At 69.3% G+C, this 23,514-nt stretch carries 16 protein-coding genes and 3 pseudogenes; 4 read left to right on the forward strand and 15 right to left on the reverse strand.

Annotated elements, in window-relative coordinates; all coding sequences use genetic code 11:
- Window positions 1-272: 272 nt before the first annotated feature.
- Window positions 273-1,106, forward strand: a complete 834-nt coding sequence (locus GPJ59_RS15720; protein ID WP_219667762.1) for a S8 family peptidase — start codon at window positions 273-275, stop codon at window positions 1,104-1,106.
- A 25-nt stretch (window positions 1,107-1,131) separates the two neighbouring features.
- A complete protein-coding gene (locus GPJ59_RS15725; RefSeq protein ID WP_219667763.1) occupies window positions 1,132-1,713 on the forward strand; it encodes a GAF domain-containing protein in 582 nt (193 codons plus the stop codon).
- Window positions 1,714-1,758: 45 nt separating this feature from the next.
- Here GPJ59_RS15725 and GPJ59_RS15730 read toward each other — a convergent pair whose 3' ends face one another.
- The 7 genes from GPJ59_RS15730 to GPJ59_RS15760 all read right to left on the reverse strand — a co-directional run bounded on the left by GPJ59_RS15730 (window position 1,759) and on the right by GPJ59_RS15760 (window position 8,213).
- A complete protein-coding gene (locus GPJ59_RS15730) occupies window positions 1,759-1,917 on the reverse strand; it encodes a hypothetical protein (protein ID WP_258024450.1) in 159 nt (52 codons plus the stop codon).
- 68 nt (window positions 1,918-1,985) lie between these two features.
- A complete protein-coding gene (locus tag GPJ59_RS15735) occupies window positions 1,986-2,390 on the reverse strand; it encodes an FKBP-type peptidyl-prolyl cis-trans isomerase (RefSeq protein ID WP_308120318.1) in 405 nt (134 codons plus the stop codon).
- A gap of 253 nt (window positions 2,391-2,643) precedes the next feature.
- On the reverse strand, window positions 2,644-4,053 hold the full coding sequence (aspA, locus tag GPJ59_RS15740) for an aspartate ammonia-lyase (RefSeq protein ID WP_219667764.1): 1,410 nt from the start codon (window positions 4,051-4,053) through the stop codon (window positions 2,644-2,646).
- A 62-nt stretch (window positions 4,054-4,115) separates the two neighbouring features.
- Window positions 4,116-5,138: an asparaginase gene (locus GPJ59_RS15745; protein WP_219667765.1), complete on the reverse strand. Its 1,023-nt coding sequence runs from the start codon at window positions 5,136-5,138 to the stop codon at window positions 4,116-4,118.
- An 84-nt stretch (window positions 5,139-5,222) separates the two neighbouring features.
- On the reverse strand, window positions 5,223-6,662 hold the full coding sequence (locus tag GPJ59_RS15750) for an amino acid permease (RefSeq protein ID WP_219667766.1): 1,440 nt from the start codon (window positions 6,660-6,662) through the stop codon (window positions 5,223-5,225).
- Window positions 6,659-7,336, reverse strand: a complete 678-nt coding sequence (locus GPJ59_RS15755) for a FadR/GntR family transcriptional regulator (RefSeq protein ID WP_219667776.1) — start codon at window positions 7,334-7,336, stop codon at window positions 6,659-6,661. The genes GPJ59_RS15750 and GPJ59_RS15755 overlap by 4 nt, the downstream gene beginning before the upstream one ends.
- A gap of 85 nt (window positions 7,337-7,421) precedes the next feature.
- Window positions 7,422-8,213 carry a gamma-glutamyl-gamma-aminobutyrate hydrolase family protein gene (locus GPJ59_RS15760; RefSeq protein WP_219667767.1) on the reverse strand — a complete coding sequence of 264 codons (792 nt, stop codon included), beginning with the start codon at window positions 8,211-8,213 and terminating at the stop codon, window positions 7,422-7,424.
- A gap of 247 nt (window positions 8,214-8,460) precedes the next feature.
- On the opposite strand from GPJ59_RS15760, the gene GPJ59_RS15765 reads away from it, so the two are divergent.
- Together GPJ59_RS15765 and GPJ59_RS15770 are read left to right on the forward strand one after the other, a co-directional pair.
- Window positions 8,461-9,369 carry a LysR family transcriptional regulator gene (locus GPJ59_RS15765; protein ID WP_219667768.1) on the forward strand — a complete coding sequence of 303 codons (909 nt, stop codon included), beginning with the start codon at window positions 8,461-8,463 and terminating at the stop codon, window positions 9,367-9,369.
- Between the two features lie 215 nt (window positions 9,370-9,584).
- Entirely contained in the window at window positions 9,585-10,847 is a 1,263-nt protein-coding gene (locus GPJ59_RS15770) for a hypothetical protein (protein ID WP_219667769.1), read from the forward strand.
- Window positions 10,848-11,029: 182 nt separating this feature from the next.
- Here GPJ59_RS15770 and GPJ59_RS38890 read toward each other — a convergent pair.
- The 8 genes and pseudogenes from GPJ59_RS38890 to GPJ59_RS15810 form a co-directional block, all read right to left on the reverse strand.
- Window positions 11,030-11,161, reverse strand: a pseudogene (locus GPJ59_RS38890) (aldehyde dehydrogenase family protein); the annotation flags it as partial.
- Window positions 11,162-11,929: 768 nt separating this feature from the next.
- Window positions 11,930-12,148: pseudogene (locus GPJ59_RS15780) on the reverse strand (acyl-CoA thioesterase); the annotation flags it as partial.
- Window positions 12,149-12,276: 128 nt separating this feature from the next.
- Entirely contained in the window at window positions 12,277-13,401 is a 1,125-nt protein-coding gene (locus tag GPJ59_RS15785) for a Wadjet anti-phage system protein JetD domain-containing protein (RefSeq protein WP_219667771.1), read from the reverse strand.
- Complete coding sequence (locus GPJ59_RS15790; protein ID WP_219667772.1) at window positions 13,376-17,860, reverse strand: hypothetical protein; 4,485 nt, start codon at window positions 17,858-17,860, stop codon at window positions 13,376-13,378. The genes GPJ59_RS15785 and GPJ59_RS15790 overlap by 26 nt, the downstream gene beginning before the upstream one ends.
- A 16-nt stretch (window positions 17,861-17,876) precedes the next feature.
- Entirely contained in the window at window positions 17,877-18,698 is an 822-nt protein-coding gene (locus GPJ59_RS15795; RefSeq protein WP_219667773.1) for a hypothetical protein, read from the reverse strand.
- On the reverse strand, window positions 18,695-20,509 hold the full coding sequence (locus GPJ59_RS15800; RefSeq protein WP_308120319.1) for a hypothetical protein: 1,815 nt from the start codon (window positions 20,507-20,509) through the stop codon (window positions 18,695-18,697). The genes GPJ59_RS15795 and GPJ59_RS15800 overlap by 4 nt, the downstream gene beginning before the upstream one ends.
- Before the next feature lie 652 nt (window positions 20,510-21,161).
- Window positions 21,162-22,685, reverse strand: a complete 1,524-nt coding sequence (gene exaC, locus GPJ59_RS15805) for an acetaldehyde dehydrogenase ExaC (RefSeq protein ID WP_219667774.1) — start codon at window positions 22,683-22,685, stop codon at window positions 21,162-21,164.
- Between the two features lie 58 nt (window positions 22,686-22,743).
- A pseudogene (locus tag GPJ59_RS15810) lies at window positions 22,744-23,514 on the reverse strand (hypothetical protein); the annotation flags it as partial.

Below are 23,514 nucleotides of genomic sequence, written 5' to 3' on the forward strand. Positions count from 1 at the left end.
ATTGCGTTTTACTATCTTGGTTTCTGTGATGTGGCCAGCGAACACACGCACAGACCAGCAGGAGAGCCTCCGCAGCGTCAAGTTGTTAAAAAGAGCCGGCCCCCGCCCGCGGGGCGGGGGGCGGCGGCGCGCGCCCGCCGCCGCCTCGAGGCGAAGGGCCATCTCCCCGCCGTACGCCAGGCCGAGGCAGTGGTCTCCCGCTGCCACGGCCGCTCGCCCGGGCCCGGCCCTGCCGTCGGACGAGCCACCGGAGCCGGAAAGGAAGCACCACGATGACCACCGCGCAGCACCCTGCGCCCGCACTCACCTGGGGACTGCGAGGGCGGGGCCCCGCGGACGTACCCGTGGCGGCCGACGGCCCCCCGGACCCGCCCGAGCAGGGCCTCCTCGGAAGTACCGGGCGCGGCATACGCGTCTGCGTCGTCGACTCGGGTGTCGAACGGGACCACCCCATGGTCGGCCCCGTCGACCGGTCGTGGCGGGTCTTCAAGGACGCCGACGGGGTCCACGTCGAGGAGACGGAGGAGGGGGACCTCTGCGGTCACGGCACCGCCTGCGCCGGGATCATCCGGCGCACCGCACCGGACTGCGAGATCTCCAGCGTCCGGGTGCTCGGCGACCGGTTCTCCGGCAGTGGGGACGTCCTGCTCGAAGGGATCCGGTGGGCCGTGCGCCAGCGGTTCGACGTGGTGAACCTGAGCCTGTCCACCACCCACGACCGCTTCGTGGACGAGCTGCGCCGGCTGGCCGACGAGGCGTACTTCCAGGGGACCGTGATCGTCGCCGCCGCGCACAACACGCGCGTGGAGAGCTTTCCCTGGCGGTTCTCCTCGGTGATCTCGGTCGGCAGCCACCAGGAGGACGACCCCGATCTCCACCTCTACAACCCCGAGCCACCGGTGGAGTTCTTCGCCCCCGGCCAGAAGGTCCAGGTGGCGTGGCTCGGCGGCACGTCGATCCGCAGCTCCGGCAACAGCTACGCCACCCCGTTCATCGCGGGGCTCTGCGCGCGGATCCTGTCGAGCAGCCCCCGGCTGACGCCGTTCCAGCTGAAGAACGCCCTGTACCTGTCCGCAGCCAATGTCCGCGTCCACGGAAGCCGGTAACGACCGGCGCCGGAAGGGAAGCCCCATGACCCAGACGATCGCCCCTGTCATGTCCGCAATACCCCGGCCGGATCCGGCCGTGGCCGAGCTCCTGCAGTCGGTGGTGGACACCGCGCGCGCCATCTTCGGCGCGCAGGCGAGCTCCATCATGCTCCTGGACGCCGCGTCGGACGAGCTGATCTTCGAGGCCGTCTCCGGGCAGGGACAGGAGTTCCTGGTGGGCCGGCGGTTCCCGGCGGGCCGGGGGATCGCCGGGTGGGTCGCCGCCTCGGGAGAGCCGATGGTGGTCGACGACCTGCACGACAGCGCCTCCTTCGACCGGGACATCGCCGAGTCCACCGGCTACGTCCCGAACGCGCTGATGGCCGCCCCCCTCGTCCGCGGGGACCGCGTCCTCGGCGTCCTGGAGGTGCTCGACCCGTCCCCCCAGGCCCGGTCCGGCCTGCCGGAGCTCGACCTGCTGGGCCTCTTCGCCCGCCAGGCCGCCGTCGCCCTGCACGTCCTGACCACCCACGCGCCCCGGCCGGCCCCGGACGCCCCGGACGACCCTTCGCGCACCGAACTCCTGCACCTGCTCTCGGAGGCCCGCCGCCTCCTCGGGGCGTGAGCCAACGGCGCCTGACGGGCAAAAACCCAGGTCAGGCGCCACGTTTCAGGCCTCTGGAAGAAGCCGGGCCGCTTCGGCGAGTACGAGACCGAGGTAGGCGTCGCGGGCGGCGGGGACGGCGGCCTGATGGCGGTCGGCGACCTTGCGCAGCAGGGCGAAGAACTGGGCGACGTCGTCGCCGGCGAGCCGGTAGTGGATCCGCACGCCTTCGCGCCGGGTGGCGACGAGCCCGGGAGATGCGGCGCGTCGAAGGGGAGGAACGGCCGCGGGCACTAGGCTTTGCTCCACCCGGCTGTGCTGGAATACGAGTCGAGCAGATCCACCACGAAGACCAGGGTCGAGCCCGCCGGGATCAGCGGTGAGGGCGACTGATTTCCGTAGCCGAGACGCGGGGGAACGATGATCTCGCGCCGACCGCCGACCCTCATCCCCCTCACCCCCCGGTCCCAGCCCTTGATGACCTTGCCACTGCCCAGGGCGAACTTGAACGGCTGGCCCCGGTCCCAGGAGGCATCGAACTCCTTCCCGGACTCGAAGGTCACCCCGACATAGTGGACCCTGACCACCATGCCCGGCTTGACCTCGGCCCCGTCCCCCACGACCAGGTCCCGGACGGTCAGCTCGGTGGGTGCGTCACCCTTCGGAGCGTCGACCTCGGGCTTCGTCAGTTCACTCATGGCAGCCTCATCACTCTCCGTCGAAAGCCGCCGCACGGACCGGACGCATGGAAACCGCGTGCAGCAGATTGCCACGCTACCGAGAATGCCGATCCCCGGAGCACACCGACTCCAGCGGCCCACGCGTGACGATCTCGCATCGCAGAGCACTCACCGTGGACGCGGACCAGCCCATGACCGTGGCCGTTGCCCTGCCGTCTCACCGGGTGAGGGTGAGGGTGAGTGAGACGGCAGAGCAACGACGCCCTCGGTGTCAGGTACGGACCGGGCCCGTTCCCGCGATCACCTCGGGCCGCAGCAGGGCGGTGAGTTGTTCGGCCGGCAGCAGGCCCCGTTCCAGGACGAGTTCGGCCACGCCCCGGCCGGTGGCGAGGGCCTCCTTGGCGATGTCGGTGGCGGCGGTGTATCCGATGCGCGGGTTGAGGGCGGTCACCAGGCCGATGGAGTTCTCGACGGTGGCGCGCAGCATGTCGGTGTTGGCGGTGATGCCGCTCACGCAGCGCTCCGCGAGGGTCAGGCAGGCTGCGCGCAGGTGGGTGACGGACTTCGACAGCGAGTGCAGGATGACCGGCTCGAAGGCGTTGAGCTGGAGCTGTCCGGCTTCGGCGGCCATGGTGATGGTGATGTCGTTGCCGATCACCTCGAAGGCGACCTGGTTGACGACCTCGGGGATCACCGGGTTGACCTTGCCGGGCATGATGCTCGAGCCCGCCTGGACCGGCGGCAGGTTGATCTCGCCGAGTCCGGCGCGGGGCCCGGAGGACAGCAGGCGCAGGTCGTTGCAGGTCTTGGACAGCTTGACGGCAATGCGCTTGAGGACGCCGGACATCTGGACGAAGGCGCCGCAGTCCTGGGTGGCTTCGACCAGGTCGGGAGCGGTTACCAGGGGCAGGCCCGTGATGTCGGTGAGGTGACGGCGGGCGGCCTCGGCGTATCCGGCCGGGGCGTTGAGACCGGTGCCGATGGCGGTGGCGCCGAGGTTGATCTCGTGGATGAGCCCGAGGGCTTCCGCGAGCCGGCTGCGGTCCTCGTCCAGCATGACGGCGAAGGCGGAGAACTCCTGTCCGAGCGTCATCGGCACGGCGTCCTGGAGCTGGGTGCGGCCCATCTTCAGGACATCGTGGAACTCGGCGGCCTTGTCGGCGAAGGCGGTCTGCAGGACGGCCATGGCGTCGAGCAGACCGCGCACCGCGAAGACGGTCGCGATCCGCACGGCGGTGGGGTAGACGTCGTTGGTGGACTGGCCGAGGTTGACGTCCTCGTTGGGGTGCAGGTGCCCGTACTCGCCCCTGGCGTGGCCCAGCAGCTCCAGCGCCCGGTTGGCGATGACCTCGTTGGCGTTCATGTTGGTCGAGGTGCCCGCGCCGCCCTGGACGACGTCGACGACGAACTGGTCGTGGAGCTTGCCGCCGCGGATCTCCTGGCAGGCGGCGACGATGACGGCTGCCTTCGAGGGATCCAGCAGGCCGAGTTCCCCGTTGGCGAGGGCTGCGGCCTCCTTGACGGCGGCGAGGGCATCGATCAGGTGTGGGTAGGTGGAGATCGGCGTGCCGGTGATGGGGAAGTTCTCGGTGGCGCGCAGGGTGTGGACGCCCCAATAGGCGTCTGCGGGGACGTCGCGGTCTCCGAGCAGGTCGTGTTCACTGCGGCTGGAGGCGGTCATGGGTGTGCGGGTCCTCTTCCTGAGGTGGGCGGATCAAAGGTGGTGACAAGGGCGAGCGGGAGTCAGGCGGTCGCGGTGAGAGGGGGGCCGGGCGGGTCCAGGGCCGCCACCGGGCGGATGTCCCCGACAGCTCGGCCGCCGCCGGTCACCGGCTCGCCCGTGAACCTGGCGAGCAGCCGGGGCTCGACTCCCGCACGTGCGAGGGCGGCGGCCGTCACCGCGATACGCGCCCGGTCGGCCCCGTCGGCGATCTTCACGGCGATGGCCCGGCCGTCGGGCAGTGCGGCGACCTGGACGCCCTCGAAGCCGTCCTTGGCCAGCAGCCCGGGCACCGCGCGCATCAGTCCGGCCGTGTCCCGCCCTGTGCCGGAGGCCATCTCCGGATGGACGCGCAGCGCGCCCGCGACCCGGTGTTCGGCGGTGTCCGGCGCGGCTGTGGCGATGCGGGCGGCGGCGCGGGCCAGGCCGTGCAGGGACACCGCGAACAGCGGGGATCCGCAGCCGTCGACGGTGACGTTCGCGATGTGCGGGCCGGCGAGGTCCTCGACCACCTCGGCGATCATCTTCTGGAGCGGGTGGTCCGCATTGAGATAGCTCTCCAGGGGCCAGCCGGACAGCTTGCACAGGTAGAGCATCGCCGCGTGCTTGCCGGAGCAGTTCTGGGCGAGCCGGGACGGCCCGCGGCCCTCACGTACCCAGGCGTCCCGGACGGCCGGGTCGTAGGGAAGGCCGGGGACGTTGCGCAGGTCGGCCTCGGTGAGACCGGCCAGCTCCAGGATCAGCCGGACACCCGCGAGGTGGTGCTCCTCGCCGGAGTGACTGCCCATCGCGAGGGAGAGCAGGGCCCCGTCGAGCGGCAGGCCGGCCCGGACCATTGCGACGGCCTGGACCGGTTTGAGCGCCGAGCGCGGGTAGCAGGCGGCTTCGACGTCTCCGATGCTCATGCGGACCTCGCCCTTGCTGTCGAGGACGACGACGGAGCCGTAGTGGACTCCCTCGATCAGACCGCCCCGCATGACGTGGGCGACGGGGGCGTGCCGGGGCTCGCGGATCGCGGGCGCGTCCGCGAGGAAACTGCTGCGCATCACTGCCTCGTTCTGTGGTGGGTCGCTGCTGACCGGGGGCGGCGAGGGCCACCCCCGGCGCAGGAGGACGGGCGGACGTCCGGCTCAGCCGTCGCTCCCGGCGGCGGCGCGCGCCACGCGGCCGCGGACGGCATACCAGCCGGCGACCAGTGCCGCGGCGATCAGCGGTACGCACAGCACGGTGGTGCGGGCCGCTCCTCCGTCGGCGTACATGAGGACCAGGACGGAGACGAGGAAGGCCAGCGTCACGAGTTCGGTCCACGGGGAGCCGGGCAGCCGGTAGGAGGGGCGGGTCAGCTCGCCGCTGCGGGTCTTCCGCCAGAAGAGGAGGTGGCAGACCATGATCATGCCCCAGGTGGCGAGGATGCCGATCGCGGCGAGGTTGAGGACGATCTCGAACGCGTCCGCGGGGACCACGAAGTTGAGCCCCACGCCCAGGACGCACATGCCGCTGGTGAGGAGGATGCCGCCGTAGGGGACCTGGGTGCGGCTGAGCCGTGCGGTGAAGCGCGGGGCGGAGCCGTTGACGGCCATCGAGCGCAGGATGCGGCCGGTGGAGTAGAGGCCGGAGTTGAGCGAGGACATGGCCGCGGTGAGGACGACCAGGTTCATCACGTCGCCGGCCGCCGGGACGCCGATGTGGGAAAGCACGGTCACGAACGGGCTCTGGCCGGCGCTGTAGCTGTTCCAGGGCATCAGCATCGACAGCAGGACGACCGAGCCGACGTAGAAGAGGCCCACGCGCCACATGATCGAGTTGATCGCCTTGGGCATGATCTCCTCGGGGTTCTCGGTCTCACCGGCCGTGACGCCGACCAGCTCGACGGAGGCGTAGGCGAAGACGACGCCCTGGATGATCAGCAGCATGGGGAGCAGGCCGTTGGGGAAGATCCCGCCGTTGTCGGTGATCAGAGCAGGGCCGGGCACGGTGCCGTCGACGGGGTGCCGGGTCACCAGGAGGAAGATCGCGATGCCCATGAAGACGACCAGGGCACTGACCTTGACGATGGCGAACCAGAACTCCAGTTCGCCGAAGATCCGCACCGAGATGAGGTTCACGGTGAGGACCACGGCCAGGGCTATGAGGGCGATCACCCACTGGGGGACATCCGAGAACAGGTGCCAGTAGTGGGTGTACGTGGCGACGGCGGTGATGTCGGCGATGCCGGTGGTCGCCCAGTTGAGGAAGTACATCCAGCCCGCGGTGTACGCGCCCTTCTCCCCGAGGAACTCCCGGGCGTAGGAGACGAAGGCGCCGGAGGACGGCCGGTAGAGGACCAGCTCGCCGAGCGCGCGCACGACGAGGAACGCGAAGATCCCGCAGACGGCGTAGGCGACGAACAGGGAGGGACCCGCCTCGGCGAGGCGTCCGCCGGCGCCGAGGAAGAGCCCCGTCCCGATCGCACCGCCGATGGCGATCATGTTGACGTGCCGGGGCTTCAAGGACTTGCTGTAGCCGGTGTCGCCGGCGTCGACGTGACGGGTCGTGGGGCGCTTCTCGTCTTTGAGGAACTGCTCGCTCACGCCTCGGGTCTGCCTTCCGTAGGGGCGGTGGTGTGCTGGGGGCGCACGATGTCGGTGAGGGTCGTCTCGACCCGTAGCAGGTGGTGGGACATGGCTTCCACCGCGTCGTGCTCGCTGCCGTCGGCCAGCGCCTCCAGGATCGCCCGGTGCTCGCAGTTGGACTGCTCGCGCCGGCCGCCCAGTTCGTTGAGGAAGGTCGACTGACGCGCCAGTGCGTCGCGGATCTCCTCGATGACGCGGCGGAAGACGGGGTTGCGGGAGGCCTCGGCCACCGCCAGGTGGAACACGGTGTCCATCGCCACCCACGCGGTGGTGTCGGTCTCCTGCTCCATCCGGTCCAGCAGATGGCCCAGGTGGTCCAGGTCCTCGGGGGTGCGGCGCAGCGCGGCGTACCCGGCGACCGGGATCTCGACGTGCCGGCGCACCTCCAGCAGGTCGCTGGCGGCGTAGTCGCCGAAGGTGGGGTCCTCGACCGTGTTGGCCACGACGAAGGTGCCCTTGCCGGTCTTGGAGACGGTCAGTCCCATGGCCTGCAGGGCCCGCAGGGCCTCCCGCAGTACGGGCCGGCTGACTTCGAGGGTGCGGCACAACTCGGCTTCGGAGGGGAGCTTGTCGCCTACGACGTACTCGCCGCGCTCGATGGCGCTGCGCAGGTGGCCGAAGACCGCTTCCATGGCGCTGACACGCCGCGGGAGGGGGCCACCTGTCTGGCTGTCTGACAGGTTCACGCTGTGATCCTGCGGGGTGCGCCCCGGGGTGTCAAGACACCTGTGTCGGGAAAATCCGGCCCGGCGCGCTGCGCACCGTGCGCGTATTCCGTCCGGCCGTCCGGGCGGGACCGGTACCTTCGGCGGAGCCCGCGGCAGCCACCAGGGCCTGCACGACCGGCGCGTCGACACCCATCTCCGGGTGCCATTGGACGCCCACGGCGAAGCGGTACCGGGTGCTCTCGATCGCCTCGACGGTGCCGTCCGCCGCACGGGCGGCGACGATCAACCCCGCGCCGAGGCGGTCCACCGCCTGATGATGGTGCGTGGCGACCTCGTGCGTCCCCGGCGATCGGGCGCCGACCCGTGTCCCGGGCACCGTGGTCACGGCGTGGGCGCAGAAGTGGCCCCGACAGGGGTTGTGGCCGTCGTGGCCCACGCTGTCGGGCAGGTGCTGGATCAGGGTGCCGCCCTCGTGTACGTTCATCAGCTGCATTCCCCGGCACACCCCGAGCACGGGTATGTCGCGGGCCAGGCCGGCGGCCAGTACGGCCCGCTCCCACCGGTCGCGCTCGCGCACCGGCGGCCCGGTACGCGGATGGGGCACGGCCCCGTACAGTGCGGGATCGAGATCCTCGCCTCCCGCCAGGATGATCGCGTCCAGCCGCTCGACCACGTCGGCCGCGGCCTCCGGCGCGTCCGGCGGCAGCAGTACGGCGCGGCCGCCGGACGCCCGGACACAGTCCACGTAGGCCGCGGGCAGCACTGCGGCGGGGAGGTCCCACTCACCCCACTGCGCGTGGGCGAGGTAGGTGGTGATTCCGATGAGTGGTGGCTGGGGCATACCACTTCCTTTCGGGGCATGAGGGGCGACCGTCGACAGCCGGAGCCGAACCGAACGCCCCCGCCAGGGCAGGCTGCCGCGGATGACGCGGTGGTACTGGCGGAGGTCACCGCAACGGCGGGGGAGGGGTGTTCGCGGGCCAAGGGCGCAGGCTTGCGTTTTCTTGCCGCGAGCAAGAATCCTGCTGGCGTTCATCTCCAATCACAAGAAAACACATCTTCGCGACAGATAAGTGAGCCTTAACTCCGTGCACGGACTCGACCCCCGCCTGCTCGCCACCCTCGAAGCCGTCGTACGGCACGGCTCCTTCAGCGCCGCCGCACGCGAACTCGGCTACAGCCCGCCCGCCGTCTCCCAGCAGATCGCCGAACTCGAACGCCGCGCCGGCCTCAGGGTGCTCGAGCGCCGCCCCGTTCGCGCCACACCGGCCGGCGAAGTCCTCCTCGGCGCGGAGCAGGGCGTCCGCAGTGCGCTGGCGGCGGCGTCGGCCGAACTGGGCGCCATGCGTGCCGGTACGGCCGGACGGATCCGGCTCGGCGCCTTCGCCTCGGCCGCCACCGGCATCGTTCCGCAGGCACTGGCCCGACTCCACGCCGCCTACCCCCACGTGCAGGTCAGCCTCAGCCAGCTGGAGCCCGAGGCCGGCTACAACCGGCTCAAGCGGGGGGACATGGACCTGGCCTTGAGCTACGACTACGACTTCATCCCCGTCCCGCCGCCCCGGATGCTGCGCCGGACGCTGGTCGCACGGGATCCGGTGGTGGCCGTCGTCCCGGCACACCACCGGCTGGCCGACCGGGAGGTCATCGACCTGGCCAGCCTTGCCTCCGAGACGTGGATCGCCGCTCCGGAGGCCGCGCTGCGTCTGGAACTGCTCTCGCAGATGGCCAACACGCCCGGATTCCAAGCCCGCCTGCAATACGAGGGGGACGACTTCAACACCGTGCTCGGGTTCGTGGCCGCGGGCCTGTGCGTGGCCGTCATGCCGCGACTCGCCCTGCCCCGCACCCACGCCCGGGTCGTGGCCCGCCCCCTGGCGGAGCCGCAGCTGACCCGCTTCATCTACGCCGTCCGCATCGACACCCGGCACACCCCGCGCGCCGTCCTGGACCTGGAAGAGATGCTCGCCGCCCAGGCGCTGGCCGCGCTCTCGTAAGGCGCACGGCGTCCCGAGGCCGTGCGGGTGAACGGACCCTGGAGGCTACGTGAAAAGCGGCCAACTTGCCCGCCGTCGCACGCGCGTAGACCCCACCGGCACGCCGGAATTCCCACCGTGTCCGACTACCGGACACGGTGGCTGAAAGTTAAACTATTGTGTGACGGGCGCACTACGTTTGCCGCGGTTGACGTTCCACCGAGAGGAAACCCCTCATGACCGCAGCCGACAGCGCGCCGGGAACGGTGCGCGTCCTCACCGGCTACCGCCCCGAGGACGGCTTCATGGCCGCAGAGCTGGACCCGCCTCCGGCCGAGTACGTGTGGCACGACGAGAACGCCGAGCAGCAGGACCAGCGTTACGGCCCCGGAGTCGGCTACCGGCAGTGGCTGGCGGTGGACGCCCGCGACGGCGCCGTCTGGTTCGGCGACACCGACTGGCGGGACCCGCAGGAGTCCCCCGGCGGGCGGCTCCCCGGCATCCCCCGCAGGGCACTCGGCGACGGGACCGTCCCCGATCCTGGAATCATGGTGCAGCTGCTCGGCCACCTGAGCCACGACGAACAACGAGGCTGCACCTGGCGCTTCTTCGACGCCGAGGAACTGCACGCACTCGCGGTGCGCGTCCTGCCCGCCGTGCAGCGGCTCGTGGACTCGATCCACCGGATCGGGCCCGAAGGCGAGCTGGAATGGTCGGCCGAGGCGGCCACCGCGTGGGACGACATCGAGCAGGCCGCGACCCCCGACTTCGACCCCTCCGGGGAACTCCGCTGGCCCAGGCCGCGCACGACACCCGTCCCGGCCTGGCGCGTCGAGGTCGGCGCCTTCCTGGCCGCCAACCCCGAGCTGTGCGACCCCTCCTGGGGCCTGGCCACGGACGCGGAACTCGACACCTACGCCGACTACAGCCCCCGGAACGGCTATGGCGGCGTACCGGGGCGGATCTGCCACGCCGCCGACCAGCGGATGGAGGACGGCTTCACCTTCTACGGCCACCGCGCCGCCCTCTACGCCTACCGGGCACGGGCCTGCGGCGACCGCACTCCGACAGACGCCTGCGCCTGGCTGGAGACGACGGAGGCCGGGCGGGACACCTGGGAGGCGGCCAAGCCCCTCGGAGCCACCCTCGCCGACGTCCCCGACTGCGTGCTGGCGTCCCTGGCCGAAACGTTCCAGAACGCCGCGCACGAACACGGGCTGGCCCTGACGGGCCTGACCGCATATCTCCGGCGGTTGCGCGGCGCGGAACGCTCCGCCGTCGATCAGCAACTCGTCCACGAGAGCGAGGAAGTCGAACGCCTCGAGAACATGCTCAAGGACTTCCGCGCCGCACGTAACCGCACCATGACGCGGATCCTGGCCTGGTCCGACGGCCGCGGGGACGCGGAGATCGCCCGCCTGGCGTCCCTGCCCGACGCGTACGTCAGTGACTGGAGGGCCCGCCTGACCGACGAACAGACCACCACGGCCGGACCGTGAAGTGGGGAGCGCGTCGTTGCCGCCTGCCTCGATCCGGGCGGGAGTCTGGTCCGTGACCGGTCCGGAAGGCGCGACGGAGTGGCTCCATTTCGCACCTGGTGTGACGATCCGGCGCCGGTGGGTGACGCTTCGGAACTGACTTCGGGCAGTGAATTCCCCTTCCAGGAGCTCGACTTGGCACTCTAGAAGAACCCAACTGCCTTCGGGGAATAGCTGCAAAAAACGTTCTTGGTCTGCTGGTAGTGCTCCAGCATCATCTTGTGCCCCTCGCGGCCGATGCCCGACTGCTTGTAGCCGCTGAACGCGGCGTGTGCGGAGTTTGATGAAAGTCCGTAGATGCGGAAGGCGGCTGAACAGGCATGATGACGGATGCAGTGTGGCTTGATCGCTGGCTGCAATGGTCTCCGGCCCTCTCAACGGAGGCCCTGGAACGACTCATGGAGCACTTGACCGAGGATGAGGAAGACGAGTGACCACCGGGTCTGCGCCGTCACTCCGGGCCTGCGAGACTCGAAGTCGGCTCAGGTGGGTGCTGTCTGGACGCCAGTCAAGCAAGACGACATGCGGTCGCGGGCCCGTGGGCCGCTCCAAGACCAGGGGGCGTCGGAACGCTCATGGGCCGACATCGGCCGAGGCGGAGAGGGCTTCACATGTCTCGGCCCACCTCGAATGTGATCGACCGGCTACGGGGTGCATGGGTGCTGTGGTATCTGCGGTGATTTTCCGCCGTCGGTCCTGGGGTCGTGCCTCCAGCGGCGGGGTGGGGGTGGGCAGTGGCCGTTGAGGCTGAGGCGGCAGAGGACTCGGATTCTGATGAAGCGTTCGTGCATCCGATATTCCGTGTGGCACCTCAAGAGGACAGCGGGTTTGACACCCTGGGCAACCACCGGTATCAGGCAGAGGTCGCTGCCCAGATCTGTGTTGCGCTGCTTACGCAGGATTCTGTCGTTCAGGTCCCTGGTGTCTCGACGAGCCGGACGAAGAGCACCTGCCGCGGCCCGCGAGAGAGGCCAGCGCGGCTCAACCCCATCTTGCAGGGTGGGGGGTGCGACTGGCCAGCCGTCGACGGCAGGCGGTAGCCGTCATCGGGGGACCCGAATGACCCCGTTTTGGACCGCCGACACCGCAAGCCGCCCGTCCTGTGTGTAGATGCGGGCCTGTCCAGGTCGCGCCCGCCATACGCGGAAGGCGACTGCTGGTCGTACAGCAGCCATTCGTCCGCGCGGAACGGTCGGTGGAACCACGTGGGGTGGTCCAGCGAGGCAATTACCACGCCGCCGACCGGCCCAGCCGGGGCGCCCACGGCGGGGTGAGGTAGGACAGGCCCCCGCGACAACGGAGCATTCACCGTAGGAGTCAGACCTTGCGGGACGGCTATGGCCGTGCGTGAACAGTTCGTCCCTCAATGGCCACGGAGAGGACCTGCCCGTCAGCGGACGTCGTCGTACCAGTCAGGTGACTGCTGCAGGTATCGGTAGGTCACCCATTCCTGAGCCAGACGGTTGCCGTCCAGGAGCAGTTGGGCGCCGTTCGCCTGGCATTGGGCGGGAAGCCATCCGGCCAGTTCATTGGCGGTGGCCGCAGTTACCGAAGCCTCTTTGGGTGCTGCAGGGCGAGGCCGTCCCACCGACTGAAGCACCCGATAGAGGCGCTCTGCCGGCTGTACGGGGGGAAGACCCAGCTCGAGCGCTGTGCTGGAGGCTCGTAGAGGGATCCGCAGTCCGCTGGTGTCCAGGTCGCCGAAGTATTTGATCTGGGTGATGCCGTGCTTGGCTTTGATAGCCCGGATCGATGCGCGAAAGGTGCCGCCCAGGCCCCATGCCACATAGCCGAGCCGGTGATCAGCAGGCAGGCTCTCCACCAAAGACCACCATGTGGTGGAGTTCTCGACCACGAACAGTACGTCGCCGGTCCCGACCCGGCAGTAGTGGCTGTCGCCCTCGTCCAGGGGGAACGTCTCGGTGATCAACGGCGGAGGAGGCCTGAAGGCTTGCAGCAGTTCGTCGAGCCGGTCCTGATTGGAGAACAGAGGCCCGGACGAGAGCGTGTCGAAGACCTTTTCCGGCATGGGGAAGTCGGCTGCGTTCCCGAACGTTCCGAAGATCTCCAGGGCACGCTCCCGCAGAGGGATCCGAAACAGGTCCGGCCCGCTCTTCAGCCATCGGTCGATCGCCGCATCAGCGGCTCGCTGTTTCGGCGTAGCTGTGGGCCAATGCGCGGCAAGCCAGGTCAGAGCAGGGTGCCACTTGGGCATGGGAGGCGTGACGGGAGGTAGCGCCTGGGGCACGAGGCGAATTTTGACCGGCAGGGATACCTTCTCCGGGGTGCGCCGTTGGACCTGCCGGATCAGACCGGCAGCCTCCAGCGTGTTGAGCAGACCGGCGAGGACTGCTGGCTCGAACGCCTCGTCCAGGTTGCGGTTCGGCACACGGCGGAACACGTCCCACACGTCGTCGAGAGGGATGAAGGCTTCCTTGTAGCGGCTGCGGCCGTGCGCTGCAGCCCAGTCCCGTAGCCCCGCGATCAGATCATTCTCCCGGCGTTGCAGTGCCATCGTCTCCCCCGAAGGTGGCGCGTGGTTCCTCACGGCGGAAGAGTCTGGCACTGTCGATCCGCCCGGTCTCGTCATCGGGGGCAAGATCGTCGAGGTAGGGACGGAACACGTCGTTAACGAGCAGGTATTTGCGTGCAGCCCGTAGGTCGGCGTCGTTGCGCAGCCGGATGATCAGCGGAAACTTCCCCAAGGCCTTCTCGTCATACAGGCCGGTGGTGTAGACGAGCTGTACCCCCAGGGCCTGCGCCACTTGGCGTTGCAGGTCCAGAAGATAGTCGGCGTTCGCCCGGCCAATGGGGTTGTCCAGGAACAGCACGCCGGAGTGGCGCGATCGCTCACGTCCCTGCTGATTGGCACGAAGCGCCGCCATCGTGCAGTAGAGCAGGATGGCTGCGGTGAGCTGCTGGCCTCCGGAGAAGACATCTTTGACCTTCGATACCCGAACCCGTTCCGTGCGCAGGACCGTGTCCGGCTTGAGCACATGGACTCGGAACCCGGTGGGAACGGCGGTGTGGACGGCGCGCAGCAGCAGCGACATCCCGTCACGGGCCGCCCTGCGGCCGTCGCTCGTATGACCGGCGGAAACTTCCTCCGCGAGCTCGCCCAGACGAGGCAGGAGCAGTTCGTCGGGCTGCGGCTGGAAAGCGAAGTGGATGAACTCTTGTCCGGCCCAGTCATCCAGGCTTCGCGGAAGCCGGGACAGCCGCTGGGCTGAGCGCAGCAAGGACAAGGCCTTGTCGCTTTCACCCTTCAGGTGGTCGACGATGGTCTGCCGGTGCTGGTTCACTTCGTTGATCTCGTCGCTGAGGTTCCTTTGGCGCGTCTGAAGCGCTGCGAGCCACTCTGACGCGTGTTCGGCGGTCTGTTCGACAGACAGCTCGATGATCTGCTGCCGCACAGGGATGGTCAGGCGCGCGTACCGGTCGGCGGCGGCGTGCTGTCTCATCTGGTCCGCTGCGCCACGCAGGACTTTCTCGTTGCGGTTCAGATCCTCCTTGGCCCGCTTGGCGGCACTGTTCAGACGCTGGTAGTCCACCCAGGCGGTATCGCCGTCGCCGGGGTAGGGGTCGGCGTCAACATCGCCAGCCATGTCCGCCACAGTCTGGGCGAGCTGCTCGATGGCCTTTGCCGCGTCCCTAAAGCGCGTTGTCTCGTCGCCCGCAGTCGTCTTCCGGCGGAGGGCAGCTGCCTCGGCTTCCCGCGCCGCGGCGTGCTCCTTCTCCGCTTCTGCCACCGTCTCCGAGCACCTGTCGATGGTGTCCGGGGTGTTGACGGCCGGCATGGGCACGGTGCCGTCGGCGGTCAGGTCGCGGAGCTCTTTGAGTCGTTCCTTCAAGGCATTGTCGTGCCTGCCCTGCTCCACCGCAGCCCGCGTGTCCGCGTCCGCGGCCGCCGTCAGCGTCTGGCGTGCGAGCTCGAGGGCCTCGCCACGGCTGCGCTCGTCCAGCGCTTCAGGCGTTCGCAGCAACTCAAGTGCAGTGTTCCGGTCCGCCTGCGACAACGCCGAGTACGCTGCCGCTGTCTCCCGTGCCTCCCTATCCGCTCGATCGAGCTGATCGCGAAGCTCTTCTGGGACATTCGCGTGGTCGAAGTTGGCCCTGGCCTTTTCGTACGCCTCCCGCAGCACCGGCACCGGATCGCTCGGAGGCCCGCCTTCGAACCGCATCTCCCGCGCTCCAGGCAGCTTGGCCCATTGCCGGGCTGCTTCGGCGGCGGCCCTGCGCTGCTCCTGGCTCGCAGCGTGCAGGCTCTCGGCGGACGCACGGTGCTCCTCAGCGCTGTCTTCGGCGTCCTTGGCCCGCTGCTGGTGCACGTCGTGCTGCTCGTGAGCGGCCGTCATCTGCTCACGCCAGGCGGGAATGTGCGCCAGGCTCTCGCTGAGGCCGGTCAGCCGGCGGCTCGTCTCCTGCCAGTGCTCATGGTCTTTCCGCGTGTCCCGCAGCTCCCCGCGGATCTCCTCCCTGCGCTCGGCGAAACCTTGCACGGCCAGAGCCTGCCCGGCAGTGGCTTCCTCGGCTGCGGCCAGAACCTTGCCGGCGGCCGTGCATGCCTCCTGCAGGTCCGCCAGCGCTCCAGCGGGGTAGTCCTCACGCCACTGGGTGATCCTCTGCCGCAGCTTCTCGTCGTGCTGCTGGGTTGTGTGCAGTTGCTTCAGCTGTTCCTCGGAGCGCACCCAGCGCTCCTCGATGGCTTTCTGTTCCGCCTCGGCGGCCTCATCGTCATACAGCGCGGCGTTGAACGGAAGCGTGAACAGCACCCCCTCCGCCGCCCGCCCCTCTGCTTCCCACACTGCCGCGACCGTACCTACAGTGACGTGGTAGGCCGTTGGCGCCGCTCGGTCGAGAATGTCCCGGGCCCGGTCCTCGTCTTCGGCAGAGTTCAGCAGCACTCCGCTGACCAGATGCGGGGCGCGGGCGAGCATCTCCTTCCGCTGGTGGGGAGGGAATTCCGCGATGTACTCCCATCCGGGCCAGGCATCGATGCGGGGCTCGGACTGTGAGAGAAGCCGGCAGGCGTCGGTCACGACCTGGGGCGGAGGCAGCCGGTGGCCGTCATTCAGTGCCAGCCGGGCCAACTCGTCACGAGTCCGCTCGACCTGCAGCGTGACCCTCTCCCTCTCCGTTTGAGCGATGGCCGCACCCAGGCGTTCCAGCAGTACCTGCGCGTCCACGTCCAAGCGCACCGCCGCCCCCAGCAAGTCCGCAGCTCTGGGATCGGCCTCGATCTTCGAGGCACGTGAGACGGCGTTCGTCAGGTCCTGCTTCGCCTGCCCACTGAGCCCCCGTGCACGGGCCTCATCGTTGACGGCCGCTGTCAGGAGCTTCTGTGCGTCTGTGTGCTGGAAGTCGATGCTCTCCTCCTCCCGCTCCAGCGCGCTGATCTTGTCCGCTGCACGCTCGAGCGCCTGCTGAGCTTCCCCTGTGGCTCGGGGGACGCCCTCGACGGAGGCCGCCAGCCCGTCCATGACCGCCTGCTCTGCGTCGGTCCGCGCCGCACTGATGTGCTCCAGCAGCTGTCCGGCTCGAGTCTCGGCCCGGTCGGCTTCCATCAGCGCGTCCTCCCGCGCCAGCCGGTTGTCCCTCTCGGCCATTCTGTGCGCCCGTGCTTCGGCGAGTTGGGTTGCGAACGTCCTTTCCGCTTGCTCCTTGAGGGCCAGCAGCCCTTGGGCAAGTGCCTTGGCGGCCCGCTGCCGGGCCTGAAGCGCCGGCTCGGCGGCCAGGTCTCCCTGCTTCACCAGCAAGGCCAGCTGCTGGGCAGCCGCCGACTTGCTCAGATGCCGCTGAACCGGGCCGACCGCGCCCCACCCGCTGACCAAGGTCTGTGCCACTTGCTTGTGGCGGGCGGCCTTTTCGGCATCGGATTTGGCCTTGGCGAACCGCAACTGCGCGAGCTTGTGCCGCTGCCGTGCCACCGTCGCAGCCCAGCGGCGCGTGAGGCCCGCCGCGTGGGTGAACTCTGCGGCGCGGCTCTGTTCCTGCCGCTGAAGAAGCGCCAAGCGGTCCGCGTCAACACCCAACCGTGCCTGGACCTGCCCGCTGAAGCGCTTCATATCCTCGATGGTTCGGGATGTGTGGGCACGGGCCTCGTTCACCGCGCTAGACGCGTCGATAAGCGGCTCCAGCAGTAGCAAGGCCTGCTCCACGAAGGCGAGCTCCAGCAGCAGGTCTTTGCGCCCGGCGAGTTTGTGGGCGTAGGTGGAGACCAGGGTGGCCAGATCGTTCAGACTCTTGTGGTCGTACACGGCTTTGAGGAGGAAATCGACGAAGCCTCCGTCGGAGTCGAGAGTGAAGGCATGGACGGCCTCACCCTCGTCCTTGTTCATTGCCCGCTGGTAGCGGAACAGCTCAGGGTCGAGCCCGAGGTGACCCAGGAGCTCGGTCCACTCCTCCTGGGACTTCGGCCAGTTCACCTGCAGCCGCTGGTCCTGAGCACCGAGCTCTTTCACGCACTCCCGGTAGGACGACAAAGACCGGTACTTGCCGTCCTTAACGATGGGAAGGCTGTCCAGACCGAGGGTGGGGGAGGGGTGGAACGCGTACCAATGCTCGATGAGGTTCTCGGCGACCGTCGAGACGACCTGGTCCTTCCAACACAGTGTCTTGGCCGTGACCAGCAGCCGCCCCGTACCAGCATGCATCCACTCCAGAGCAATGTGGGAGACGTCCCGCGCCAGGACGAAGTCCTCCAGCAGCCGAGGGTCGGGGGCGTCCTTCACCTGGCGCCGGCCCGGCAGTACAACAGAAAACAGCAGCTTCAGAAGGACACTCTTACCGCCCCCGTTCTCCAGGAACACCACACTCGCCGGTGACGGACGCAACACCTGAGCAGCTGCGTCGAACAGATTCTCCTGAACCGCAGAGACCGGCTGCCCTGCTCCGGAGAAATCCAGGATCACATCCTGGAACCGGGCGCCCGCCGGGCCGGCCGAGCACACGCGAATACGCGAAAGTTCGTACATCGTGCCTGCTTCCCTTTTAGTGGAGGGTGCCGTCGTCGCTGATCACCCGCAGTGACCCCGCGGAATCGGCGGGCGGCACAATCCCCAGAAGCAGCAGCTCACGGTACGCCTCGACCGCAGCCAGCTCACGCACCTGCAACTGGTAACGACCGGTGGTGCGGTAGACCTTCGATGCCAGTTCCAAGTTCTCGCTCTCGCTGAGCAGCCCCTTGTCCACCAGGTAGCGCAACGCTTTGCCGACGATCGCTTCCGTCGTCGTCGGAGCCACCTGCCCGCTGGTCGTCTCCCCGGCCTCCGACCTGCGCGCATAGGCCCGCCATGCGCGTTCCAGCTCTGGCGCCTCCACCGGCGTATCGCTGTTCTCGTGCGCCTCGGCCGACCGCTTGGCCAGCTCCCGGCACATATGCCGCACATGCTTGTCAACCACGGCGGCCGTCACTGCCCCTACATAGCTGTCATCAACCAGGTCCTGAGGGCGCGGGAAACACAGCGCGGCGATCGCCAGGTGCGCGATCCCGTGCAGGACCCGCTCCGCCTCACGATGGTGACTTTGCCGTACCTGCCGCGCGTAGCCCTCCAGGCGGGTCTCGAACACCGAACCGGGAACTGGCACGATCACTGACCCCGCTCGCATTGTGACCCCAAGGACCTGCAGTCCCAGCCCCGTTGCACTCTGCCGCACCAGGTCCTCGAAGGCCGGCTCCTCATCAAAGCGCCGCACCAAAGCCGCATACTCCGCATCCCGATGCGGCAGCAGCCGCGGCCGAAACGCGTACCCGATCAACCGCGTCGCCGCCTCGGCATCGTCCTTGCCGTACCCACCCGCTGCCGAGGTCAATGCCCCGCCCCCTCGTCCTGTGAACGGCCTGCCCGGTCTGAGCTGTCCGAGGGCGCCTGCAGACGCGCTGTGGTCAGCCACAGGTCGTCCCCGGCGAAACCGGCACTGTCCAAGGTGGCGTCCGCCCGCATCGCGAGCCGGACGTGACCCTCCCCGCGCCGCTGCGCGGCACCCGCGTCGGGACTGAAGGAATGCACCCCCAGCAGCGCTACCAGTGCGGGCAGGTCCGCATCGAGCCCGGCGGCCTCCTCGAGCAGACTCGACAGCGCGCGAACCTCCCCAGGCAGGTGCAGGAGCCGTTCGGCCATCTCCCACTGCTCGGCGGTGAAACGCGTTGCCTCCTCCAGTAGCTCCACCTCCGGTTCCTCCACCTGTCCAGCGAACCGGGACGGCTCCGGCGCCGGACGCAGAAGCGCAGGCACCAGCGTCGCCAGAAATGGAAGATCCTGAGCAGAAGATCCAGTCGACCTGCTGAAGAAACAGTCCACAGCTCTAACCGCATCCGTCACCGCCAGCTCCAAAGAGGGGCGCAGTAACTGCCCGAACAGATCGAAGGTTGCCCGCTGGGGCTTCAGGGAGAACTGCTGGCGGTCCTGCTCCGCGCGGAACACACCCCGCGCTTCCAGCAGCCGTTGCTGCAGGCGAATGTGGCGGCGGATGCAATCTTCCACGATGTCGACGAGCTCCGCTGCGTGCCGCTTGCGCACCGGGTTCACAGCCTCGTCGCGGGCCTTGGCCATGTTCGTGGCGATTGCCCGCTCCGCTCGCACACGCCCCTGGACATGCTCCAGTGCCTCGCCCAGCAGGGCCGGGAACTCCTCCATCCAGTCCACTGAAAGGATGTTGCGCCGGGTCGCCTCCAACTGCGCATGGATCAACTCGCCGTACTGGATGCTGCGGATCCTCGCCTGCTCCGCCACCTGCTTCGCGTCCGTGAGCCGGCCGCGCCTGATCAGGTTGGCGAGCTTGACCTCCGTGGCCTCCTGAGCGGACTCCACATCGGTGTCCAGCGCGCCGACCAGAACGTTCAACGCTTCATGCGAGGCATGCAGATACAGCACGCCGGCGCTGTCACGGCGCTCCACGAGCAGCTTGAAAGGGAACCACCGAACCCGGTAGACGCCATCGGCGTCCACGGTGCCGTAGGAACGGCGGAACGCCCGCTCGACATCACCGACATTGATCAGACTGTCCAGGACCCAGCCCGCCACCCGGGCGTGCTCCTCGTCCGAGCGCTCAGGAGCCTGCCGGGCCACGAACCGCTTGACCCGGCCCAGGACATGCCCTCGGCTGGCACCGGTGTCGAAGTCCATCGCGATGGCGACCTGGTCGATCGTGTGCAGGGCGATCTCCGCCATCTGGTAGACCTTGACGTCCGCCCATTCCAGCATGCCCTTGTTCGCATCCAGGTCATGCAGGGGAGCGGTGCAGGCCAGTGCCTTCGCCCGACGGATCAACCCCTCATCTTGCAGCAGACCCTCGTCCGCCCCAGCCGAACCTGCGGGCGTCGCATGTTCAAAATTCACCCAACCCCCTCGTCCAACGCCCATGGCAGCCCGGGCGCGCACGCAAGACCCTGCTTGCGAGCCGCGGCCCCCCTGCAGCGGCTTACCAGCATGCATCTCGAAGCCCGCACTCAAACGGCATATGCTCAAACTTCGCCCCTCGGAGTGCCCGACCTGGCCACTGCGTGCGCCTTCAGACAAGGCCAACGCCGCGCCGGCGTCGAACGCCTGCAACAGCAGTACCGGATACCAGGCGCCGAGCGCCCACCACAGGCGGCCGTGAATCGAGCGCAGCAGCTGAGCCACGCCCATCCGAACAGAAGAGCTTGCTGGACAGACCTGCTCCAAGGCCCCTGAGGTGCCCACTCGTCACCGCGATCCGGTGCCTGGTCAGCGAGACCGCCGCCAATGTCGGCGACCGACCACGCCATCGCTCTCATCATGCGCAGCGACTGCCTTGAGCAAAGCCGACAGACCCCGGCGCGTCCCCGCCGTTGATGTACAGCGTCGCCAGGGCGACACCACCAGTATTCGGGTGCGGACCACCAGCCGCCCCCATGCCCTATACGTCATCACCGTCGACGAACTCACCCCGCACACCAACGCGGACCACGCCGATGGGCACGATCCTCCTGCCAGGCGAGGCCTGACCGCCCAGCCGTACCGCCCCACCCCTGTCGAACCGGGGCGGGGCGTTGCGCGTTCGCTGCCAACCTTCCGCCCGCTCGCGTGCGGAGGTTGTGGCGCGTTTGTGCATGGCGCGTCTGTTCACGGCGCGGATCTGTCGGTGTCGTCCCTCTCGGGCAGTCGGGTGCTGCTCACAGCGGGGGAGGGGCTTCCCAGGTGCGCAGGGGTTAGAACACGAGGCTTGAGGTGCTGTTCAGGCTGTTGAGGTGGGTTGTTTCGGGGCTGTGGAACGATGCTTTCCAGTTGCCGGTGCACGCTTCGCCGAAGGCGCTCAGAAGAACCCGAGCTTCTTCGGCGAGTAGCTGACCAGTACGTTCTTGGTCCATTGGTAGTGGTCCAGCATCATCTTGTGGGTTTCTCGGCCGATGCCTGACTGCTTCACTCCTCCAAACGCCGCGTGGGCGGGGTAGGCGTGGTACGCGTTCTGCCAGATGCGGCCCGCCTGGATGGCGCGGCCAGCGCGGTAGGCCGTGTTCACGTCGCGCGTCCACACACCCGCGCCCAGGCCGTACGCCGTGTCGTTGGCGATGCGGACCGCGTCGTCGAAGTCCCGGAAGGAGGTCACCGAGACGACCGGGCCGAAGATCTCCTCCTGGAAGATCCGCATCCGGTTGTCCCCCTCGAAGACCGTCGGCTGGACGTAGTAGCCGCCCGCCAGCTCGCCGTCCAGTTCCTGGCGTTCGCCGCCCGTGAGGACCTTCGCACCCTCCTTCCGGCCGATCTCCAGGTAGCCGAGGATCTTCCTCAGCTGCTCCTCCGAGGCCTGGGCGCCGATCATCGTCTCCGTGTCGAGCGGGTGACCGGGCGCGATCAGCTCGGTGCGGGCGACGGCCGCGTCGAGGAAGTCCCCGTACCGGCCGCGCTCGATCAGCGCCCGCGACGGGCTCGTGCACACCTCGCCCTGGTTCAGGGCGAACATCGCGAAGCCTTCGAGGGCCTTGTCGCGCAGGTCGTCGTCGACGGCCCAGATGTCGTCGAAGAAGAGGTTCGGGCTCTTGCCGCCGAGTTCGAGCGACACCGGCTTCAGGTTCTCGGCGGCGTACCCCATGATCAGCCGCCCGGTGGAGGTCTCCCCGGTGAACGCGATCTTCGCCACCCGCGGACTGGACGCGAGCGGCTTGCCCGCCTCCTCCCCGAAGCCGTTGACGACGTTGACCACACCCGGCGGCAGCAGATCGGCCACCAGGCCCAGCCAGTGGTGCACCGAGGCCGGGGTCTGCTCGGCCGGCTTCAGCACCACCGTGTTGCCGGCGGCCAGCGCCGGCGCCAGCTTCCAGGCGGCCATCAGGAGCGGGAAGTTCCACGGGATGATCTGCGCCACCACGCCCAGCGGCTCGTGGAAGTGGTAGGCCACCGTGTCGTCGTCGAGCTGGCTGATGCTGCCCTCCTGGGCGCGCAGCACGCCGGCGAAGTAGCGGAAGTGGTCGACGGCGAGCGGCAGGTCGGCGGCCAGCGTCTCCCGGACGGGCTTGCCGTTCTCCCACGTCTCCGCGACCGCCAGGGCCTCCAGGTGCTGCTCCGTCCGGTCGGCGATGCGCAGCAGGACCGCCGACCGCTCGGCCGCGGAGGTCCGGCCCCAGGCGGGCGCGGCCGCGTGCGCCGCGTCCAGCGCCCGCTCCACGTCCTCCGCCGTGCCGCGCGCCCCCTCGGTGAACACCTGGCCGGTGACGGGGGAGCGGTTCTCGAACCAGCCTCCGCGCACCGGGTCGACGTACTCCCCGCCGATGAAGTGGCCGTAGCGGGACGCGTACGACATGAGCGCGCCCTCGGTGCCGGGCGCCGCGTACCGGGTCATGGTGTCCTCCCCTTGCCGTGCGCCGTCCGCCGTCGGACAGCGCGTCGCGGTGGCGAGGCTAGGAGGGGGCGGGTTGCGGATACGTTGCATGCGGCGCGGCAGGCAGAGCCCCGCCGGCACCGGGCCGTACGCCTCTGGTACCGGGCCGTACGCCTCCCGGGTCGGGCCGCAGCCCCCCGGCACCCGGCCGTACGCCGCCGGGCGCGCGGCCCGGCGCAGGGACCGGCCCCGGCGTGCCCAGCTCCGCGTCCAGGGCCCGTACGCGTGCCAGCGCCGCCTGGCGGCCCTCCGGCGGCAGGGCGTCGGCCAGGGCCCGCCAGGCCGCCGGATCGTCCTCGCCCCACGGGCTGCACACCCAGTCGGCCAGCAGCCCGGCGTCGGCCCGGGCGATCACGGCGGCCCGCGCCGCGTCCTCGATCCGGCCCTGGGCGACCAGCAGCCGGGCGAGCCGGCCGGCGAGGGCGGGTCCCAGGGCGCCGGCGCGGAGCGCCGCCAGCGGGGCGTCCAGGTGGCGTTCGGCGGCGGCGGGGTGCCGGCGCCAGGTCACGGCGGCGAGCTGGAGGTCGAGCTCCCAGCGGGCCCGGTCGTCGGTGCACAGGGTGCGGGACAGGTCGAGGTAGGCCGCGGCCTGTTCGCAGTCCTCGGTGGAGACCAGGACCTGGAGGGCCGCGTCGCGCAGCACCCGGGACGGCCAGCTGCCGTCCGGCAGTCCGCCGGGGCGTCCGTCCGGGAGTCCGTCCGGGCCGGCCCCGGCGGCGCGGGCGGCGAGCAGCTGTCCGGCGACGGCCACGGCGCGGGCGCCCGTCTCGTGCAGCACGCCGGCGGCGTG

The sequence above is a fragment of the Streptomyces bambusae genome, from assembly GCF_019400985.1.
Taxonomy (GTDB): domain Bacteria; phylum Actinomycetota; class Actinomycetes; order Streptomycetales; family Streptomycetaceae; genus Streptomyces; species Streptomyces bambusae_A.

What these genes read in the sequence shown, in the direction of transcription:
- GPJ59_RS15720 (WP_219667762.1), top strand. Translation starts at nt 273, where the DNA reads ATGACCACCGCGCAGCACCCTGCGCCCGCACTCACCTGGGGACTGCGA.
- GPJ59_RS15725 (WP_219667763.1), top strand. Translation starts at nt 1,132, where the DNA reads ATGACCCAGACGATCGCCCCTGTCATGTCCGCAATACCCCGGCCGGAT.
- GPJ59_RS15735 (WP_308120318.1), bottom strand. Translation starts at nt 2,390, where the DNA reads ATGAGTGAACTGACGAAGCCCGAGGTCGACGCTCCGAAGGGTGACGCA.
- aspA (WP_219667764.1), bottom strand. Translation starts at nt 4,053, where the DNA reads ATGACCGCCTCCAGCCGCAGTGAACACGACCTGCTCGGAGACCGCGAC.
- GPJ59_RS15745 (WP_219667765.1), bottom strand. Translation starts at nt 5,138, where the DNA reads ATGCGCAGCAGTTTCCTCGCGGACGCGCCCGCGATCCGCGAGCCCCGG.
- GPJ59_RS15755 (WP_219667776.1), bottom strand. Translation starts at nt 7,336, where the DNA reads ATGGAAGCGGTCTTCGGCCACCTGCGCAGCGCCATCGAGCGCGGCGAG.
- GPJ59_RS15760 (WP_219667767.1), bottom strand. Translation starts at nt 8,213, where the DNA reads ATGCCCCAGCCACCACTCATCGGAATCACCACCTACCTCGCCCACGCG.
- GPJ59_RS15770 (WP_219667769.1), top strand. Translation starts at nt 9,585, where the DNA reads ATGACCGCAGCCGACAGCGCGCCGGGAACGGTGCGCGTCCTCACCGGC.
- GPJ59_RS15785 (WP_219667771.1), bottom strand. Translation starts at nt 13,401, where the DNA reads ATGGCACTGCAACGCCGGGAGAATGATCTGATCGCGGGGCTACGGGAC.
- GPJ59_RS15790 (WP_219667772.1), bottom strand. Translation starts at nt 17,860, where the DNA reads ATGTACGAACTTTCGCGTATTCGCGTGTGCTCGGCCGGCCCGGCGGGC.
- exaC (WP_219667774.1), bottom strand. Translation starts at nt 22,685, where the DNA reads ATGACCCGGTACGCGGCGCCCGGCACCGAGGGCGCGCTCATGTCGTAC.